The 18,622-nt window shown below is 52.5% G+C and carries 15 protein-coding genes; 2 read left to right on the top strand and 13 right to left on the bottom strand.

From position 1 onward, the window contains the following. Positions 1–80: 80 nt before the first annotated feature. A complete protein-coding gene (gene ftsH / locus VC28_RS09760) occupies positions 81–1,985 on the bottom strand; it encodes an ATP-dependent zinc metalloprotease FtsH (RefSeq protein ID WP_049630468.1) in 1,905 nt (634 codons plus the stop codon). 207 nt (positions 1,986–2,192) lie between these two features. Here ftsH and VC28_RS09765 point away from each other — a divergent pair, with 207 nt between their 5' ends. Then, positions 2,193–2,495: a YhbY family RNA-binding protein gene (locus VC28_RS09765; RefSeq protein ID WP_049630469.1), complete on the top strand. Its 303-nt coding sequence runs from the start codon at positions 2,193–2,195 to the stop codon at positions 2,493–2,495. 67 nt (positions 2,496–2,562) lie between these two features. Here the strand turns inward: VC28_RS09765 and greA are convergent, their stop codons facing one another. From greA to VC28_RS09805, 8 genes are all read right to left on the bottom strand, one after another. Beyond that, entirely contained in the window at positions 2,563–3,042 is a 480-nt protein-coding gene (gene greA, locus VC28_RS09770) for a transcription elongation factor GreA (protein ID WP_049630470.1), read from the bottom strand. A 9-nt stretch (positions 3,043–3,051) separates the two neighbouring features. After that, complete coding sequence (gene carB / locus VC28_RS09775) at positions 3,052–6,273, bottom strand: carbamoyl-phosphate synthase large subunit (RefSeq protein WP_049630471.1); 3,222 nt, start codon at positions 6,271–6,273, stop codon at positions 3,052–3,054. A gap of 11 nt (positions 6,274–6,284) precedes the next feature. Next, positions 6,285–7,499 (bottom strand): glutamine-hydrolyzing carbamoyl-phosphate synthase small subunit, encoded by a 1,215-nt coding sequence (gene carA / locus VC28_RS09780; protein ID WP_231591700.1) that lies wholly within the window; start codon positions 7,497–7,499, stop codon positions 6,285–6,287. A 294-nt stretch (positions 7,500–7,793) separates the two neighbouring features. Continuing rightward, a complete protein-coding gene (locus VC28_RS09785; protein WP_049630472.1) occupies positions 7,794–8,759 on the bottom strand; it encodes an L-threonylcarbamoyladenylate synthase in 966 nt (321 codons plus the stop codon). A gap of 14 nt (positions 8,760–8,773) precedes the next feature. Beyond that, the gene (locus VC28_RS09790) at positions 8,774–9,613 is read right to left on the bottom strand and encodes a DUF6671 family protein (protein ID WP_049630473.1); all 840 of its coding nucleotides are present in this window, start codon (positions 9,611–9,613) and stop codon (positions 8,774–8,776) included. Next, positions 9,613–10,536: a sulfate adenylyltransferase subunit CysD gene (gene cysD / locus VC28_RS09795; protein WP_049630474.1), complete on the bottom strand. Its 924-nt coding sequence runs from the start codon at positions 10,534–10,536 to the stop codon at positions 9,613–9,615. Before cysD ends, VC28_RS09790 begins: the two co-directional genes overlap by 1 nt. Further along, a complete protein-coding gene (locus VC28_RS09800) occupies positions 10,533–13,070 on the bottom strand; it encodes a DUF2309 domain-containing protein (protein WP_049630475.1) in 2,538 nt (845 codons plus the stop codon). Before VC28_RS09800 ends, cysD begins: the two co-directional genes overlap by 4 nt. Continuing rightward, complete coding sequence (locus tag VC28_RS09805; protein ID WP_082191483.1) at positions 13,067–14,677, bottom strand: NADH-quinone oxidoreductase subunit L; 1,611 nt, start codon at positions 14,675–14,677, stop codon at positions 13,067–13,069. The genes VC28_RS09800 and VC28_RS09805 overlap by 4 nt, the downstream gene beginning before the upstream one ends. Positions 14,678–14,795: 118 nt before the next feature. Between VC28_RS09805 and VC28_RS09810 the strand changes: the two genes are divergently transcribed. Next, positions 14,796–15,677, top strand: a complete 882-nt coding sequence (locus tag VC28_RS09810) for a LysR family transcriptional regulator (RefSeq protein ID WP_049630476.1) — start codon at positions 14,796–14,798, stop codon at positions 15,675–15,677. Here VC28_RS09810 and VC28_RS09815 read toward each other — a convergent pair. From VC28_RS09815 to VC28_RS09830, 4 genes are read right to left on the bottom strand one after another with little or no spacing between them, the layout of a single operon-like run. Next, complete coding sequence (locus tag VC28_RS09815; protein ID WP_049630477.1) at positions 15,667–16,587, bottom strand: DUF808 domain-containing protein; 921 nt, start codon at positions 16,585–16,587, stop codon at positions 15,667–15,669. The genes VC28_RS09810 and VC28_RS09815 overlap by 11 nt on opposite strands. A gap of 55 nt (positions 16,588–16,642) precedes the next feature. After that, complete coding sequence (dapB, locus tag VC28_RS09820) at positions 16,643–17,446, bottom strand: 4-hydroxy-tetrahydrodipicolinate reductase (RefSeq protein ID WP_049630478.1); 804 nt, start codon at positions 17,444–17,446, stop codon at positions 16,643–16,645. A 47-nt stretch (positions 17,447–17,493) separates the two neighbouring features. Then, entirely contained in the window at positions 17,494–18,096 is a 603-nt protein-coding gene (ribA, locus tag VC28_RS09825) for a GTP cyclohydrolase II (protein WP_049630479.1), read from the bottom strand. Continuing rightward, a complete protein-coding gene (locus VC28_RS09830) occupies positions 18,093–18,581 on the bottom strand; it encodes a phosphatidylglycerophosphatase A family protein (protein WP_049630480.1) in 489 nt (162 codons plus the stop codon). Before VC28_RS09830 ends, ribA begins: the two co-directional genes overlap by 4 nt. Between the last annotated feature and the right edge of the window lie 41 nt (positions 18,582–18,622).

An 18,622-nucleotide genomic window follows, 5' to 3' on the forward strand; every position in this document is an offset into this window, starting at 1 on the left:
ATTATTCACCTTAAAAACGATAACCAATAAAACAAGAACCCCGAGCAAGCCCGGGGTTCTTTAATGAGACTGCAAGTTAATCAGTGAGTATTGGCTGGGCCACCAATGGGGCCATTAGGAGACTCTCCTGCGTCTTTATCATGTAAATGACTATTAAAGTCATCGTCATTCCACTCACGAGGCGGGCGTACTTTACGTCGAGCCATGAGGTCATCAACCTGTTCAGCATCAATAGTTTCGTACTCCATCAACGCATCTTTCATCGCTTCCAAAATATCGCGATTGTCTTCCAGAATTTTCTGCGCGCGCGCATAACACTCATTAATAATACGACGTACTTCTTCATCAATATTTTTTGATGTTTCGTCGGAGTATTGCTGTGTCGCCATGCCGGGGTACATACCCTCTTCTTCACCATAGTGAAGCGGACCCAGTTTTGCCGATAGCCCCCACTTGGTCACCATGTTGCGCGCAATAGCCGTGGCACGCTCAATATCATTAGATGCTCCCGTAGTAATACCATCGGAACCCAAGGTCATATCCTCGGCGATACGACCACCAAACAAAGTGCAAATACTGGACTCAAGCGCTCGACGACTTAAACTGTACTTGTCAGCTTCTGGTAAAAACTGGGTTACCCCCAAGGCGCGACCACGCGGGATGATAGTCACTTTGTGTACAGGATCATGCTCTGGAACCAGACGGCCAACAATAGCGTGGCCAGCTTCATGATATGCCGTATTTTCTTTCTCTTTCTCGCTCATAACCATGGTACGACGCTCTGCGCCCATCATGATTTTGTCACGCGCTTTTTCGAAATCTTCCATAGTGACCAAGCGCTTGTTAGCACGCGCTGCCATCAGTGCAGCTTCGTTAACCAGGTTTGCCAATTCCGCACCCGAAAAGCCCGGCGTTCCACGTGCGATAACTGACGCGCTAATGCGTTCATCCAGCGGGACTTTGCGCATATGCACTTTGAGGATTTGCTCGCGACCACGGATATCCGGAAGACCTACGTAAACCTGACGGTCAAAGCGACCTGGACGCAACAAGGCTTTATCGAGCACATCTGCACGGTTGGTTGCAGCAATAATGATTACGCCATCATTGCCTTCAAAACCATCCATTTCTACTAAAAGTTGGTTAAGGGTTTGCTCACGCTCATCGTGACCACCACCGTGGCCACCACCACGATGGCGGCCTACTGCGTCGATTTCGTCGATAAAAATAATGCAAGGGGCCTGCTTCTTCGCTTGTTCAAACATATCGCGGACACGGCTTGCACCAACCCCCACAAACATTTCAACGAAGTCCGAACCAGAGATCGAGAAAAAAGGTACTTTGGCTTCACCTGCAATCGCCTTGGCAAGTAATGTTTTACCAGTACCTGGCGGACCAACCATCAACACACCACGTGGTATCTGGCCGCCCAAGCGCTGGAATTTGGATGGATCGCGCAGATATTGCACCAGCTCCTGAACTTCTTCTTTGGCTTCATCAACACCGGCGACATCGGCAAATGTTGTTTTGATTTGGTCTTCACCCAGTAAACGCGCTTTGCTTTTACCAAAGCTCATAGGGCCGCCTTTTCCACCTGCCCCACCTTGCATTTGGCGCATAAAAAACCAAAACACTGCAATAATAATCAGGATTGGGAAACTGGCGACAAGTAACTGATTGAAAAGACTGGGCTTTTCCAGCTCTTTACCTTCAAAGCTAACCCCGTGATTGTACAAGTCATCGATCAGCTTATCGTCGCGCACATAGGGGCGGACAGTCACAAAACTGGTATTGTCTTGCAAGACACCTTCGATGGTATCGGGAGTAATCACAACCTCGCGCACACGATCATCTTTAACTGCTGTAATAAACTCAGAATAATTGAGTGTATTGCTGCTCGATGGCTTATTAAAACCATCAAATACGCTAAAGAGGACCACGGCAATGATCAGCCAAAGCACGAGATTCTTGGTTATATCGTTCAAGGAGGAGTCCTCACAGTTACATCACAAGGGTTAAATCACGTTTACTGACATTTTGGGGCATAGCACACAAATTACAAGATGCTGAGCCGGAAGATATTGTTTATTAAGCCCATCAAAATAGACTCGGGTTACGCGGTAAGGGGAGTAATGGAGTAGAATGCCGCCCTATTTTTCTTAAACCCCCATACAGACCCCTAAGGTAAGTTTATGCCGATTAGCCCTGAGCGTAAAAAACAATTTCGTACTATTGGCCACAAGCTTAATCCTATTGTGACTATTGCTGGCAATGGTCTAAGTGACGGAGTACTTGCCGAGCTTAATCGCGCTCTGGATGATCACGAATTAATCAAGGTGAAGCTTGCGATTGCCGAGCGGGAAGAACGCAAAGAAGTGGTTGCTGAACTCGTTGCCCTGCCTAATGTTGAGCTAATCCAGGAGATCGGCAAAGTAGTTTTACTCTATCGTCATAATAAAAGAGCCAACCCCAAGCTCTCTAACCTGCACCGCTAAAATCGGTATATCAGACATAAAAAAACCGCCTAATGGCGGTTTTTTTATGTCTATGAAACTCATTGAGTTAAATGTGTTCAACCTTGTCAATTTCATAATCAACGTCGCCACCAGGAGCGCGAACCACAACCACATCACCTTCCTCTTTACCAACCAAAGCGCGGGCGATGGGTGAGTTGACTGAAATTTTGTTGGCTTTCACATCTGCTTCATCATCACCGACGATCTGATAAGTCACAGATTGATCAGTATCCTGATTAATAATGGTCACCGTAGTACCAAAAATCACTTTTCCCGTGTGCGGGATTTTAGTGACATCGATGATTTGGGCATTGCTGAGCTTGCCTTCAATTTCCTGGATACGACCTTCACAAAAACTTTGCTGCTCGCGCGCAGCAGAATATTCTGCATTCTCCTTGAGGTCGCCGTGCTCACGCGCCTCGGCGATTGCTTGCACAATGCGCGGGCGCTGGACTTTTTTCAGGTCTTCCAATTCAAGCGCTAATTTTTCGGCGCCCTGAACAGTCATTGGGAATTTAGTGCTCATGGACAATCCTTATTTTTTCAGTTGCTGATGCAAATCTTGCAAGCGACGCACTTCAATATGCTGGCCTTGCTTCAGCGCCATGCAAACTGCCTGGCTTGCAGCCAAGGTTGTGTTGTAATAGACGCGATGGTTTTCTGCGCTACGACGGATCGATGATGAGTCGCGTGTTGCCTGGCGACCTTCTACGGTATTCAGGATCAAATCGATCTCATCATTCTTGATCATATCCACGATATGCGGGCGACCTTCCTGAACTTTATTCACGATTTGCACCGTCAAACCGGCCTGTTGCAATACATCGGCAGTGCCACGTGTTGCTACCAGTTTAAAGCCAAGTTCCACAAGATCTTTACCAACACCAACAATTCCGTCTTTATCCATATCGCGGACACTCAGAAACGCAGTACCCGTAGATGGAATGCGATTGTTGGCACCCAATTGCGATTTGCCGTAAGCCTCACCGAAGCTGTCGCCCACACCCATAACTTCACCGGTCGATTTCATTTCTGGCCCGAGGATCGGATCAACTGCCGGGAATTTGTTGAACGGGAACACCGCTTCTTTCACGCTGAAATAGGTCGGGATAATTTCTTTGGTAAAACCCTGCTCTTCCAACGAAACACCTGCTTGGCAACGCGCCGCCACCTTTGCAAGGGACACACCAATACATTTCGAAACGAACGGCACAGTGCGCGATGCACGTGGGTTGACTTCAATTACGTAAATTTTGCCGTCTTGATAGGCCAGCTGGGTGTTCATCAAACCGATAACGCCCAACTCAATCGCCATTTTCTTAACGATCTCACGCATATCGTCCTGCACATTGGCTGGCAGGGAGTAAGGTGGCAGTGAACACGCAGAGTCACCGGAGTGAACACCACACTGCTCGATGTGTTGCATGATGCCGCCAATGACGACTTGTTTGCCGTCAGAGACTGAGTCGATATCCACTTCGATGGCGTTATTCAGGAAGTGATCGAGCAACACAGGCGCATCTTCAGACACTTGAACCGCTGTGCGCATATAGGTGCGCAGCTCTTCTTCTTTATAAACAATCTCCATCGCGCGGCCGCCCAATACATAAGATGGGCGCACAACGAGCGGGTAACCAACTTTGTCGGCTGCCAATAATGCTTCTTCGAGTGAACGTACAATCGCGTTTGGCGGTTGCAGCAAATCCAGCTTGTTGATCATTTGCTGGAAGCGCTCACGGTCTTCTGCCTTATCGATTGCATCCGGGCTGGTACCAATAATCGGTACGCCTTCTGCTTCAAGTGCGCGCGCTAATTTCAGTGGAGTTTGTCCACCGAATTGCACGATAACACCCACTGGCTTTTCTTTGTGGACGATTTCCAACACGTCTTCCAGTGTCACTGGTTCAAAGAACAAACGGTCAGAGGTGTCGTAATCAGTAGAAACAGTTTCGGGGTTACAGTTAACCATAATGGTTTCGTAACCGTCTTCGCGCATGGCCAGTGCAGCATGCACACAGCAGTAATCGAATTCGATACCTTGACCAATACGATTGGGGCCACCGCCGATCACCAGAATTTTTTTCTTGTCACTCGGGTTAGCTTCGCATTCTTCTTCGTAAGTCGAATACATGTAAGCAGTTGAAGTAGAGAATTCAGCCGCACAAGTATCAACACGCTTATAAGCAGGACGAATATTCAGACCTTGGCGATGATGACGAACGGCTTTCTCTGTGGCACCGAGCAACAAGGCCAAACGCTTATCCGAGAAACCTTTACGCTTCAAACGGAACAGCTGATCGCCATCTAATTGGTTGAGCGATTTACCGCGCAGCGACTGCTCCAGATCAATCAGCTCTTTGATTTGCACCAAGAACCATGGGTCAATTTTCGAGAGGTTAAATACATCGTTAACACTCATGCCCATGCGGAAGGCATCGCCCACGTACCAAATACGCTCAGCACCTGGAGTCGCCAATTCGCGACGAATTTTTGCCTGACCTTCTTCGCTGGTGACATCCACTTTGGATTCAAAACCGGCAGAGCCAACTTCCAATCCGCGCAGCGCTTTTTGCAATGACTCCTGGAAAGTACGGCCAATTGCCATGACTTCGCCAACAGATTTCATTTGCGTGGTCAAACGCGCATCGGCATCACCGAATTTTTCAAAGGTGAAGCGCGGCACCTTGGTAACTACGTAATCGATTGAAGGTTCAAACGATGCTGGGGTCGCACCGCCGGTGATGTCGTTTTTCAATTCGTCGAGGGTATAACCTACCGCCAGTTTTGCGGCGATTTTTGCAATCGGGAAACCGGTTGCTTTGGAGGCGAGTGCCGATGAACGCGATACACGCGGGTTCATCTCGATCACCACCATACGTCCATCGACCGGATTCACCGCAAACTGCACGTTGGAACCGCCAGTTTCCACACCGATCTCACGCAATACCGCAATCGATGCATTACGCATGATTTGGTATTCCTTATCGGTAAGGGTTTGCGCTGGTGCAACAGTAATTGAGTCGCCGGTGTGAACGCCCATCGGGTCAAAGTTTTCGATGGAGCAGACGATAATGCAGTTGTCGTTTTTATCACGCACCACTTCCATCTCGTACTCTTTCCAACCGAGCAGTGATTCGTCGATCAACAATTCGTTGGTGGGCGATAAGTCCAGACCGCGGGTACAAATTTCTTCAAACTCGTCCCAGTTGTAAGCGATACCACCACCGGAACCACCCATGGTAAATGATGGGCGGATAATGCAAGGGAAGCCGAATTCTTTCGGTGCTTCTTTGGCTTCCTCCAAGCTGTGAACAATTTTTGCGCGCGCGCAGGAAAGACCGATACGCTTCATCGCCTGATCAAACAGGTTGCGGTCTTCCGCCATGTTGATGGCTTCTTCTTTCGCACCGATCAACTCCACATTGTACTTTTCCAGCACACCGTTTTTGGCGAGAGCCAGAGCGCAGTTCAATGCAGTTTGGCCACCCATAGTGGGGAGGATTACATCGGGGCGTTCTTTCTCAATAATTTTGGCAACAGTTTGCCACTCGATTGGCTCAATATAGGTTGCATCTGCCATCGCAGGGTCGGTCATGATGGTGGCCGGGTTTGAGTTCACCAGAATGACGCGATAACCCTCTTCACGCAGGGCTTTACAGGCTTGGGCGCCAGAGTAGTCGAACTCACAGGCCTGGCCGATAACAATCGGGCCGGCGCCGAGAATCAAAATACTGTTTATGTCGGTACGTTTTGGCATGTCGGCTCCGATTAAGACTTGCGGGCTTGCATCAATTCAATAAAGTGATCGAACAAAGTGTCGGCTTCGTGCGGGCCGGGGCTCGCTTCAGGGTGCCCCTGGAAGCTGAACGCAGGCTTGTCGGTGCGATGGATACCTTGCAGGGAACCATCAAACAGCGACTTGTGGGTCGCACGCAGATTGGCAGGCAAGCTGCTCTCTTCTACCGCAAAACCGTGGTTTTGTGCGGTGATCAATACACGCTGGGTGTCGAGATTTTGTACCGGATGGTTACCGCCATGGTGACCAAATTTCATCTTGATGGTTTTGGCACCCGATGCCAGCGCCAGCAATTGGTGACCGAGACAGATACCAAATACCGGAATATCGGTTTCAAGGAATGATTTGATCGCCTCGATGGCATAGGTACATGGCTCAGGATCGCCAGGGCCGTTAGAGAGGAAAATACCGTCTGGATTCATGGCCAATACTTCAGCCGCCGTCGTTTTAGCGGGAACGACGGTCAGGTCGCAACCGCGATCAGCCAACATGCGCAGGATGTTGCGCTTAACGCCGAAATCGTAAGCGACAACTTTGAATTTCTTAGTGCCCGTCAGAGCAGTGTGCCCCTCACCCAATTTCCAAGTACTTTCATTCCACTGGTAGGCTTTGCTTACTGTCACTTCTTTAGCTAGATCAAGACCTTTCAAACCGCCAAATGCTTTCGCCGCAGCCAAGGCTTTGGCCTCATCCACATCATCGCCCGCCATCAAGCAGCCGTTTTGCGCACCCTTGTCGCGCAACAAACGCGTCAGGCGACGGGTATCAATATCAGCGATACCAATTAGATTGCGTGCTTTAAGATAATCGGAAAGGTTTTCTGTGTTGCGGAAGTTGCTTGCCAGCAGTGGCAAATCGCGAATAACCAAACCAGTTGCCCAAATGCGTTCGCATTCTTCGTCTTCAGGGTTGGTACCGGTATTGCCGATATGGGGGTAAGTGAGAGTAACGATCTGTTGGGCATAGGATGGATCGGTAAGGATTTCCTGATAACCGGTGATGGCAGTGTTAAACACTACTTCACCAACAGATAAACCCTCGGCACCTATAGCGGTACCACGAAACACACTACCGTCGGCGAGGACCAGAATGGCCTTCTTCGGGGCGGATTCCTGAGTAGTCAAAACAACCTCCTGGGCTGGCTGGGTTTTGGCTTGAAAGCGGCTAGCTGCCAAACGTATTTCCATCAGACCTTTATATCTACGCCCGGTTCGAATTCACTTTCTTTGGGCTCAACAATCCGGTCGCATTGCTCCTTTATTAAGGGAATCAGCGCGATAAGTCGTTGTATATAAAGGCAAAATTAATCTGAATGCAAAACGTTTGGTTGTAAAAAAGCGAGATGAAACCCAAATCTCATCTCGCCTTTTTATGTTCTTGTGCGAACCATTTTGTATTTTTCTGCTGCCTGCCTTTTGGCTCGGCGCAATCTGGCTGCGAATTCTACGGGACTCACGCCAGCATGTCTATCAGAATTGCCATCAACTACGGCTCGCTCGCATCAGTCTGTCTGCAACATCGGACCACTCCTCTGTTGAGGGCGGCAGCTCGACCCATATCTCACGCACATTCAATTGGTCCGCCTCATACAGTGCGCGATACAGTAGCCGCGCATAAGAAGGCTTGTCGCTCGGCATAACCCGCGTCAGAGCAAAACTGAAATTTTCCCGATCTGCGTTCAGCGTCAGCAACATACGCGCAACAGGGTAGTTGGCATCTTGTTGTATCTCCTGTGCGGTTTTAAGACGCAGAGGTGTGCGGGGGCGATAGTGTTCCGGCATGTTACCAGGTACCGCGATGCTGTGCTGAAGCGGACAGGCGACCGGGCAACCAAGCGTTTCTGCCAGCTGCGTTGGGGTGATTGGCCCGGAGCGAAGTACACGTGGTTCATCGCCGGTCAAATCAACAATGGTGGACTCAATCCCCAATACGCATTCACCTCCGTCCAATACCGCGGCCAATTTCCCACCCATGGTAGCCATGACATGGGCAGCACTGGTTGGACTCAAGTGCTTGTGGGGATTTGCCGAAGGGGCGGCAAGCGAGAGATCACCGTATCTGAGCAGATTTAACAAAGCAGGATGTGCGGGCATCCGCAGGGCGATCGTATTCTTTCCCCCCGTAATGACTCCGTGCACTGAGTGCCGTTTTTCAAGCACTAACGTCAGTGGCCCCGGCCAGAATTGTTTGGCTAGTTCCCACGCCGATGTAGGAATACGCAGTGCCCAATCGTCAAGCTGCGCCATGTCGCCCAAGTGCACAATAAGCGGGTGATGGTCGGGCCTTTGCTTGGCCGTGAAAATTGCGCGCACAGCCTCAGGTTGACGCGCATCGGCCGCCAATCCATAGACAGTCTCGGTCGGCACTGCGACCAATTTCCCCCCGCGAAGCAACTGAACAGCCTGGGCCAGATCGCTTTCCACATTGGCATTCAACAATATCGTCATGAATCGCTACTCGATCAGGGATTACAAAGCGGACAGGTCGCCGGATCGGCATAAACCGCAGTTACCGGCGTAGACAGTCGATAACCGCAGCCTTTGCAGTGTGCAACACGGGCGCGCGCACTGTTGGTTGGGTAGCCACAATCACCGCAGGGTAAACCGGTTTCCGTCTGGTCAGGCCAAAAGCCCGGGAGCTCGCAAACACTGCACCGGCTATCCATTCGCGCCAACAAATTGGTTGTAGCACGGGCGATGGTATTCCTGCGCAAAGGCGATTGATGCGCACGCAAGTCATAGGCTATACGTAATTGCGGCGGAATTTGTTCACCGTACCACTGGGCAAGCTGCGCATCGGCATCGGCGCGCGAGGCAATTGCTTTGGCGATGCACCCTTCTCCAATCAGCATGACCCCCTGCCCTGCGGGCAAATCCGACCAAAACCGGGCAAACGCTTCGCTATCGCCATACTGACATTCCGAGACTGCCACCGGTTCTGCATGACAGCCCACAACAAACCAGTCGCCGCTGGCAGGCACACAAGCCACCAACTCCTGATTGATGACACTTAAGCCCCACAGTACAGAGCCAAAACTGCCTTCGCTGCCCAAGCCGAAATCGGCACCGGTCAACTCCACCGCTAACCGCGCTTTGCGCAGCGCACATTCAAGGGGCGACAGGCGGCGCTCTACTTCGCCACTAAAAGTACCCAGGCTATCGGTATCAAAAGCCGTGGTATTGGTCAGGTGAGCCTGCCAGCGCTCAGCCAGTAAAGGGGCGATGATAGGTGCCTTGTCATGCAGGCTCAGCAGGCCAAAATGCGCACCATGAAATGGTTCGATGTGCGGGTTGGATGACATCAGAAATAGCCCTCGCGCTTTTTCTTTTCCATAGAACCGACTTGGTCTTTATCCAGCATGCGCCCTTCCCGCTCGCTGGTTTTGCTCAGTAACAGTTCTTCGATAATCGCGCTCACATCAGCTGCGCCACTCAGCACTGCACCGGTTTGCGGATAACAGCCCAAAGTGCGACAGCGCACTTGCCGCACCGCGATGGAGTCGCGCTCGGCGGGGGTGAGAAACGGCAGCATGCGCTCGTCATCCAGAATAAACACCTGCCCCGACTCCTCGCTGATCCAGCTCTGGCGCGGCGCGGCAAAATAGAGCGACACCAGGTCAATATTCTCGCGCAGGATATAGAGCCAAATATCCAACTCCGTCCAGTTGGAGAGTGGAAACACGCGCACAGTCTCGCCGGGGTTTAGGCGGGTGTTATACAAATCCCACAGCTCGGGGCGCTGGTTTTTTGGGTCCCACCCCTGATGAGCATCACGCACCGAGAAGACACGCTCTTTGGCGCGGGATTTCTCCTCGTCGCGGCGCGCACCACCCAGCGCCGCATCGAACTTGTACTGGCGCAATGCCTGCTTGAGCGCCAGGGTTTTCATTTGGTCGTTGTACTTTACCGAGCCGGATAAAATCGGATGAACGCCCTGCGCCAGTGCCTCCTCATTAATATGTACCTTGAGCTTCAGTTTCAGGCGCTCTGCCAACTGATCGCGGAACCGTGCCATTTCAGCGAATTCCCAAGTGGTATCAATATGCAGCAAGGTAAAAGGAACAGGCGCAGGCCAGAATGCCTTGCGCGCCAGATGCAGCATGACCGTGGAATCCTTGCCAATGGAGTAGAACATGCAGGGGTTTTCAAAGCTCGCAGCCACTTCGCGCAAGATAGCAATTGCTTCAGCTTCAAGAGCTTGAAGATGAGTCATAGATCTGCTCATAAGCTGCCCCGCACTGAAGTCAGCGTTGATGTCAGTGTCGGCGCTGGATACTCATGTCTGGGCAACGCGTGCCATTGCCCACGGTAATAGCGGCTGATGCTGCGCTGCTCCCTGTCCCACTGGAAGAGGTAGAGCCAGTCATTGTTGATAAGCGCGGCAATATCCGGGTGGCGTTGGATAATCGCCGCAATCGCCTGCCGGGGCGCTGCCAGGTAGACATTCAGGCGCACCGGTTGATGACGCCAGTCTTTACCATCGTGCAGGGATTGCAGCGGCAGGCCGATGCGCAGATCGCCGCCGTTGCCCTCGAATACGCCCAGGTTGCCACCCACCACGTTATGCAGCAACTTGTTGCCACTGCCGTAATGCAGGTTGTCGGTCATGGAGGCGTAGTACTGCAGGTTGATCCACTGGGTGACCACCATGGGCGCGGTGATGATTAATTCGAGGGTCGCAAAATCCTTATCCGCCTGCCAGTGATAGTCGTGTAAAAAGGCGCGGCCGCCCAGATTCAGGCCGCGGGTCGCCGCCCGGGGGGCGACAATAAAGGCGGCGTTATTGGCCAAGCCCCACTCTGGCCGCAGCTGCGCCCAGTCGCGGGTGCGCTCGGCAAAGGCGCGCGCGCGGGCATCGGGCGTGGTAGCGCTAATCGCCATGGCACCGGCACGCTGCGCCCGCGCCCGCTCACTGGCCGCCTGCAACCAGCGCTGCCAGGTTTCTTCGGCAGCTTGGGCGGGCTCATCGGGTGCGGCAAACCACTCTATGTCATCGTTGGTGGTATTGTGCAAACAGGGAACAAAACGAGTCGCCGCAGGAATATGAATGCCCTGTGCCGCCAATGCTTCGCGCACCGGCGCGAGATTGAGGAAATAGGCCAACACGCGCACATTCACCTCGCCCGACTGCCCGCCGCAAGCACCGCAGTCCAAACCGGCCGCGAGCGGGTTATTGGCGGTGCAACTGCCATGGGCGACCAGTAACACCCGCGGAGCAAAGCCTTGGGTCAGCCCCATATGGCGCAGCACACCGGCAAGCAGATTGGCGATCTCTGGGGGCGATAGCGGTTCGCCAGCGCGCCACAATTCCCAGCCGCTGATATTGGCAAACTGGTTGAGCGGGTTGGCATCATGCTGGTAGCCAAAGCTCTGGGCGAGCAGGCGCAGACCATCCACTATGCCCTTGGCCTCCACCCAGCCGAAACTGGCGGCGGCCTGTGCGCCGGTATTGGCTTTGGCGCGCTTGCCCAGCAGCGGTTTGAGCTGGCGCTGCTGGCAACCGGCTTGCAACACCGGGCGCGCACTGAGAGCGGGCTGCAAGAGCGCCGGCAACTGCGGCCTCTGCAGGGGCGTCGCCATAGGTTGATAGGCGATGGGTAGGCCAAAAAAACCGGCAAAACCGAGGGTTTGGATATCTGGCGAGACCGATTCCAGCGCGCGGCGCATAGGCTCGGAGCGCACATCAATACAAAACACCGCCTGCAGCGCCGGCGCGAGGCTTGCACTAGCCTGCACCATAGTGGGTGTGAGCGGTTCAACGCGGGTGAGCTGCTGCGCAAACTGCGCCTGCTGGCTCAACTCCAGCGCGCGCTGCCATACCCAGAGGTACTGCTGACGCTGGTGGCACACCGCTTCACGCAACATAGCTTGCTGGAATTGCTCAATAAACTGCGCACGCACGGCGATATTTTGTTGCGCGGGTTGCGCCAGCCACCACCAGAGCGCCCACTCCCACGCGAGCCTCACGGCGAGCAAATCGCCCAAGCAATTCAAACCTTGGGCGTCAGTCGCTCCCTGCTGGGCGCTGCGAGCAAACACCGCCGCCCAGCCGTTAATGTCGAGCAGAAGCGCCAGACAGTATTTTTCAAACCCTGCCTCATCAATCACGCCCTGCTGTTGTAACTCGCTATACATATGGCTGATAACCGCCGCCGGGCTCTCTGGCAGGCTGAGGAAAAAGCCGTGCAGTTCAGGCGCTTCCATCAAAATCGCCAAGCCCGCGTCTTGCTGAATGATATCGCGCCAAAAGCTGTAAAAGCTGCCGGGCGCTTCCAGCGGTTTGGGGTGTCGCTCGGGGTAGCTGTAGAACAGGCCGCAAGATTGGCTGATCTGCTGGGTGATCTCGTCGCGCCAGGGCATTTTGGTGGCTTGGGCGGGCTGCTCATCCAGCCAATCGCTCAGGTTTTTCCACTGAGGCAAATGCTCCGGCTCGTTCAGGTAATCCACCAAGGCTTGGGGCGATGCCGCCACACCCAACTCACGCGCCGCCAGTATCAACTGCTCGGTGCTAATAGGTTCAGGAAACTGGCGACGGTAATAGGCCTTGGGCATGAGCAGGCGCACAGCGCGCAGGCTGGCCAAGCGCGCCGCCACTTGGCTCATGGGCGTGTCGCGCCAGTGCCACCAAGGGTTTACGGCGACGGTTTTATCGAGCGGCCAGACTGGCGCGATACGCGCGCTGGCGGCTTGGGCGGCGCGCAAGGCAAAGGCATCAAGCGCTAAGGCGGTGTTCGGCAAACGAGTAGCAAGCGCACTCATGATTTCACCTCGACATCAAGAAAAGAGGGTTGGGCGGCACCGGGGGTCAGGGTCACTGGCCACCAGCGCAGGGTGAAGCGGGTCATCCATTCATCCAGATACAAACCGGCGTTTAAGGCAATCCATAGGCGGCGAACTTGGGTATTGAGCGGCCAGCGCTGCAAGCTGTAACTCGCCAGCATAAGCACCAGCAACAGGCTGCAGACCCACAGATCCGCCCAGAGATTGGCTGCTCTGGGGGCAAGCTCCAACGCCTGCGCCAAACCGGTTTTAAGCGCGAGGTAAAGCGCGACCAAGGCCGCCGCCAACAGCAAGCCAGCCAGCATGGGGTGCCACCAGTGACGGGAGAGCGCCGCCTGTTGCGCCAGCCCTTGGGCAACCAGAGTGACAAGCGCGAGGGATAAAATCACCCAAGGCACCAGCGAGCCGCTGATCGCGTCACTACCGGCATTCGTCAATAAATAGCTCTGCGCCAACCAAACCAGCCCTGCTACCAGTGGCACCACCAGCAGCGTCGCACCCAGCCATTGAGTCAAACTCGGCAAACGCGCGCTGCCCAAGGCATCGCCCACTGACTGCTCCAACTGCTCATTCACCGCGCTACCGGCGGCCAAAAACGCGCGCGCTTTGTAGCAGGAGTGGGCGATCAGATGCAGCAGCGCCAATTCGTACAAACCGAGGGCGCACTCCACCAGCATTAACCCCATTTGTGCGCAGGTGGACCAAGCCAAGCGCACCTTGATGCTGATACGGGTAGTCATAATCAGCGCCGCGAGTACCGCCGATGGCCCCGCCACCAGCAGCAATAACCACTGGGCGGCCACCACTTGGCTGAGCAAGGGCGCAAATAACAGCAAGAGCACACCGCCCAAATTAATCACCCCGGCGTGAAGCAAAGCGGAGACTGGAGTGGGCGATTCCACCACCTGAATCAGCCAACCCTGCAGCGGCAACTGGGCGCATTTGAGCAGCGCCACCTGCGCCACACAGAGCGCCGCCAACATCAGCGGCCAGCTCAGTTGCTCGGCCCGCAGCTGGGCGATTTGCGCCATGATCTGTGACAAGGAGAAGCTATTGAATTGGCTATACAGCAGACCAATCGCGAGTGCTAACAGCAACTCGGAGGCGCGCGCGATAAGGAATTTTTTGTGCGCGGCCAAGAGTGCGCGCGGGCGATCCGGATAGAACAAGAGCAGCTGATTCAAACTCAGGCTGACACCGACCCAAGCCGCCCAAAACAGTACCAAATGATCTACCAGCAGCAGGGTTTGTACGGCGAGCAGGGTCAGCGTTAACCAGCGCAGAAAACGCGCGCCGTCGCTATCGCCTTGAAAGTTAGTGGCGGCATAGCGGTAGATAATCCAGCCCAAAAAGTTCACCAGCACTAACAGCGTTGCCTGCAGCACGCCCAAGCGCAGCAAACCGCTTTGCAATGGTTCCTCCAGTGCGATCAGCCATAAACCTGCAGTCAAAAGCAGGTTAAAACCTGCCGCGTGCGTTGCCAGCGCCCAACCCCAGCTGCGTGCCGCCATTGCGCTAATGAGCAGCGGTATTAACAACAGCGCCCAGAGCGCGACATTCCAAGAAACCAGATCATTGATTGTCATTATTTACCCCCGAGCGTTACGTATTGGGGCTATTTTGAGCTAGCTGAAACCATCGGTAAAATACATAATTATCAACGTATCGTTCACTTTTAACGAACAATAATCCGCAGGCATTGCTATGAGCAAACTCAATTACCATCACCTCTACTATTTCTGGCGCGTGGCCAAACAGGGCAACCTGACCAAAACCGCCGAGGCGCTGCATATTTCACAATCGGCACTCTCGGCGCAGATTCGCCAGCTGGAAGCGACTATGGGTGTGGAATTGTTTGTGCGTGAAGGCCGGCAACTGCGGCTAACCGAGAGCGGGCAAAGTGCGCTGGTGTATGCGGAGGAAATTTTTAAACGCGGTGAGGAATTGGAATCCTTATTGAGCAAGGGCATCCAGCCGGAACTGCTCACCGTGAGGATTGGTGTGCTCACAACCATGTCGCGGAATTTTGTGGAGAGTTTTATCGAGCCGCTGATTCGTCGCCCCAATACTAAATACATGTTGCACGCGCGCGGCCAAGTGAATTTGCTCAATGCGGTTGCAAACCACGAATTTGATTTAGCACTCACCAACATTCAGGTGCTGGGCACCAACAAGGAACTCTGGCAATGCCAACTACTTGCACGCCAACCCGTGGCGATTGTCGGCCCGCCCGACCTGCCGCTCGGCAAAGCCTTTTCCAGCCGCTACAAGGATCACGAATGGGTCGCGCCCGTCAGCGAAAGCCCGGTTCGCTCAGCGTTCGACAGCTTCTGCGCGCAACATCAATTCAAACCGCGCATAGTCGCCGAAGCCGATGACATGGCCATGCTGCGCCTGTTAGCGCGCGACACCGGCGCGCTGGCAGTAATGCCCAATGTGGTAGTAAAAGATGAATTGCAGCAGGGTCGGCTGGTGAACTACCTGACTCTGCCCAACGTGTATGAAAACTTCTATGCGGTAACGGTAAAACGCCAGATACAAAACCAACTAGTGAGCGAATTAATTAACAGCGCCATCAAAGCTTAGCGCTGCCTCGCTTGAAAAGCGTATGCAAGGGAGACCAACAAAGCAGCACAAACGCACCAATAAAAACACCTGCTATCCCATTCAGCAGCGATGAAGTCAGCCATCCAAGAGGCTCAGTTGCGTGAGCAGCTAACTCAATTGCATGATGGATAGGGGCGATGTTGTGAGTCACAATTCCACCGCCGACCATAAACATCGCTGCAGTACCCAGTATTGATAAAAACCTCATCAATTTCGGCGCAGCAGCAAGCAAGACATTACCAAAAAACTGGGCTGTGGCATTTTGTTTTTTACACAGATGCGCGCCCATATCATCCAACTTCACAATTAGCGCAACAAAACCATATACACCGATTGTCATTATGATGGCGATACTCACAACAACAGCAGCTTGCTTGGCAAAAGTGGCGGCAGCAACTGTTCCTAATGCGATAACAATAATTTCAGCAGAGAGAATAAAATCGGTGCGTACAGCGCCTTTAATTTTTTCTTTCTCAAAGGCCACCATGTCCACATCCGGGTTGGCGAGAGCCTCAATCAGTTCATGACGATGTTGTTTGTCTTTTTCTTTGGAGTGCAAAAATTTATGTGCCAGTTTTTCAAAACCCTCAAAGCACAAATAGGCACCGCCTATCATCAACAAAGGCACGATTAACCAAGGCACAAACGCGCTAATTAACAACGCGGCAGGAACCAGTATTAATTTATTGAGTGCTGACCCTTTTGCTACCGCCCACACCACGGGTAATTCACGTTCAGCGCGAATACCTTGTACTTGCTGCGCATTCAGGGCGAGATCATCGCCCAATACACCCGCCGTTTTTTTCGCAGCAACTTTGGTCATGACGGCCACGTCGTCCAGTACCGTGGCAATATCATCCAACAACGCAAGCAGACTGGCACCGGCCATACACGGTTCCTTTGTTTAACAGGTTTGAAGAAAGGCCTAACAGGTTTTGAAAAAGTTAACGCAGACCTAAAACATCTTGCATATCAAACAAGCCTGTTTTTTGTTGCTGCAGCCAAATCGCTGCGCGCACTGCGCCATTGGAAAATGCCAAACGGCTTGATGCTTTGTGAGTAATTTCAACACGCTCGCCATCGGCCATAAACATGACCGTGTGATCGCCCACAACATCGCCTCCGCGCACGGTGGCAAAACCGATGGTATCGCGCGGGCGCGCACCGATTTGCCCTTCGCGGCCATACACTGCCACTTTTTCCAAATCACGCTCCAATGCATTTGCCAGCACTTCGCCCATGCGCACTGCAGTGCCCGATGGTGAATCTACTTTATGGCGATGATGCGCTTCGTACACTTCCACATCGTAGTCATCACCCAAAACGCGTGCAGCAAGATCCAATAATTTAAAACACAGGTTCACGCCGGTCGAAAAATTCGCTGATAGCAAAAGTGGAATATGTGTTTGATAACTTAACAATTCCGCTTTTTCTGTTGCGCTGAATCCGGTGGTGCCAATCACAATGGGTTTGTTGTGTGCAGCGCAGAGTTTTACATTGTCCAAGGTCGCCGCAGGCGAACTAAAGTCAATCAGTACATCAAATTGATCAATAACTTCCGCGAGTGTGCCCACAATCTGCACCCCTAATTTACCGACATTACCCAACTCACCGGCATCCACACCAATCAATGAACTACCTGGGCGAACAATTGCAGCAGTCAAAGTGGTTTCAGGATTTTTATGGGTAGATTCGATCAACGCTTTACCCATACGGCCAGCAGCGCCAGCAATTGCAATTCGTGTCATTGTTTTTATCTCAACAAGAAATGATTTGAACAAGATGAACTAAAAATTTATTCATCATCTTCTGTATTAAATAAATGTCCCAGCTTACCTTTTTTGGTTTCGAGGTATTTGGCATTGTGCGGGTTGCGTCCGGTTTGATGCGGAATACGCTCAACCACGTTGATGCCCATATCCTGCAGTGCTTTTACTTTGCGCGGATTGTTGGTGAGCAACTTCAGGGCTTTGATATTCAAATGCTCAAGCATGGGTTTAAGAATCGAGTAATCGCGCATATCCGCACCAAAACCCAATTGCTCGTTCGCCTCTACCGTATCTGCCCCCTGATCTTGCAAATGATAGGCTTTGATTTTATTGAGCAGACCAATACCGCGCCCTTCCTGACGCAAATAAAAAATCACGCCGCGCCCCGCCAGCGCAATTTTGTGCATCGCCGCTTGTAATTGCGGACCGCAATCACAGCGCATACTAAACAGCGCATCGCCCGTCAGACATTCAGAATGCACGCGTGCAAGCAATGGCTCTTCGCTGGTGAGATCACCCATGGTGAGTACAACATGCTCTTTGTAATTTTCTTCATCACAAAAACCATGCATGACAAAAATACCCCAAGGGGTTGGCAATTTGGATGATTCTACATAAGTAACGGTCACAGGAACCTCACAGAAAACGCAATCAGCTGCAGTACTATCAGTGCGTAAACTCCGGCAAGCGCATCATCAATCATGATGCCAAAGCCACCGTGAACTTTTTTGTCCAGCCAGCTAATTGGCCAGGGTTTTACAATATCGAACACACGAAACAAAACAAAACCAATCACTATCCACATCCATCCTGCCGGTGCCATAAACATGGTAATCCAGAAACCGACAAATTCATCCCATACAATTCCGCCATGGTCATGTACGCCCAGTGCTTTGGATGAACGGTCACACCAAAACACACCCAACGCAAAAGTGACCAGTAACCACAGCAGGTATAGCGGCCATGTGAGGTCTTGAAGCAGCAACATAAATAATGGAATAGCGGCGAGTGTACCGAAAGTGCCGGGCGCTTTAGGCGCGAGCCCGCTACCAAAACCAAATGCAAACACATGGTAAGGATTGGCAAACACTTGTTTAAGGCTGGGTGTATTCATTGTTTAACACATATCATCAGCAGTACACCACTTCACATACC

The sequence above is a fragment of the Cellvibrio sp. pealriver genome (assembly GCF_001183545.1).
Taxonomy (GTDB): Bacteria; Pseudomonadota; Gammaproteobacteria; order Pseudomonadales; family Cellvibrionaceae; genus Cellvibrio.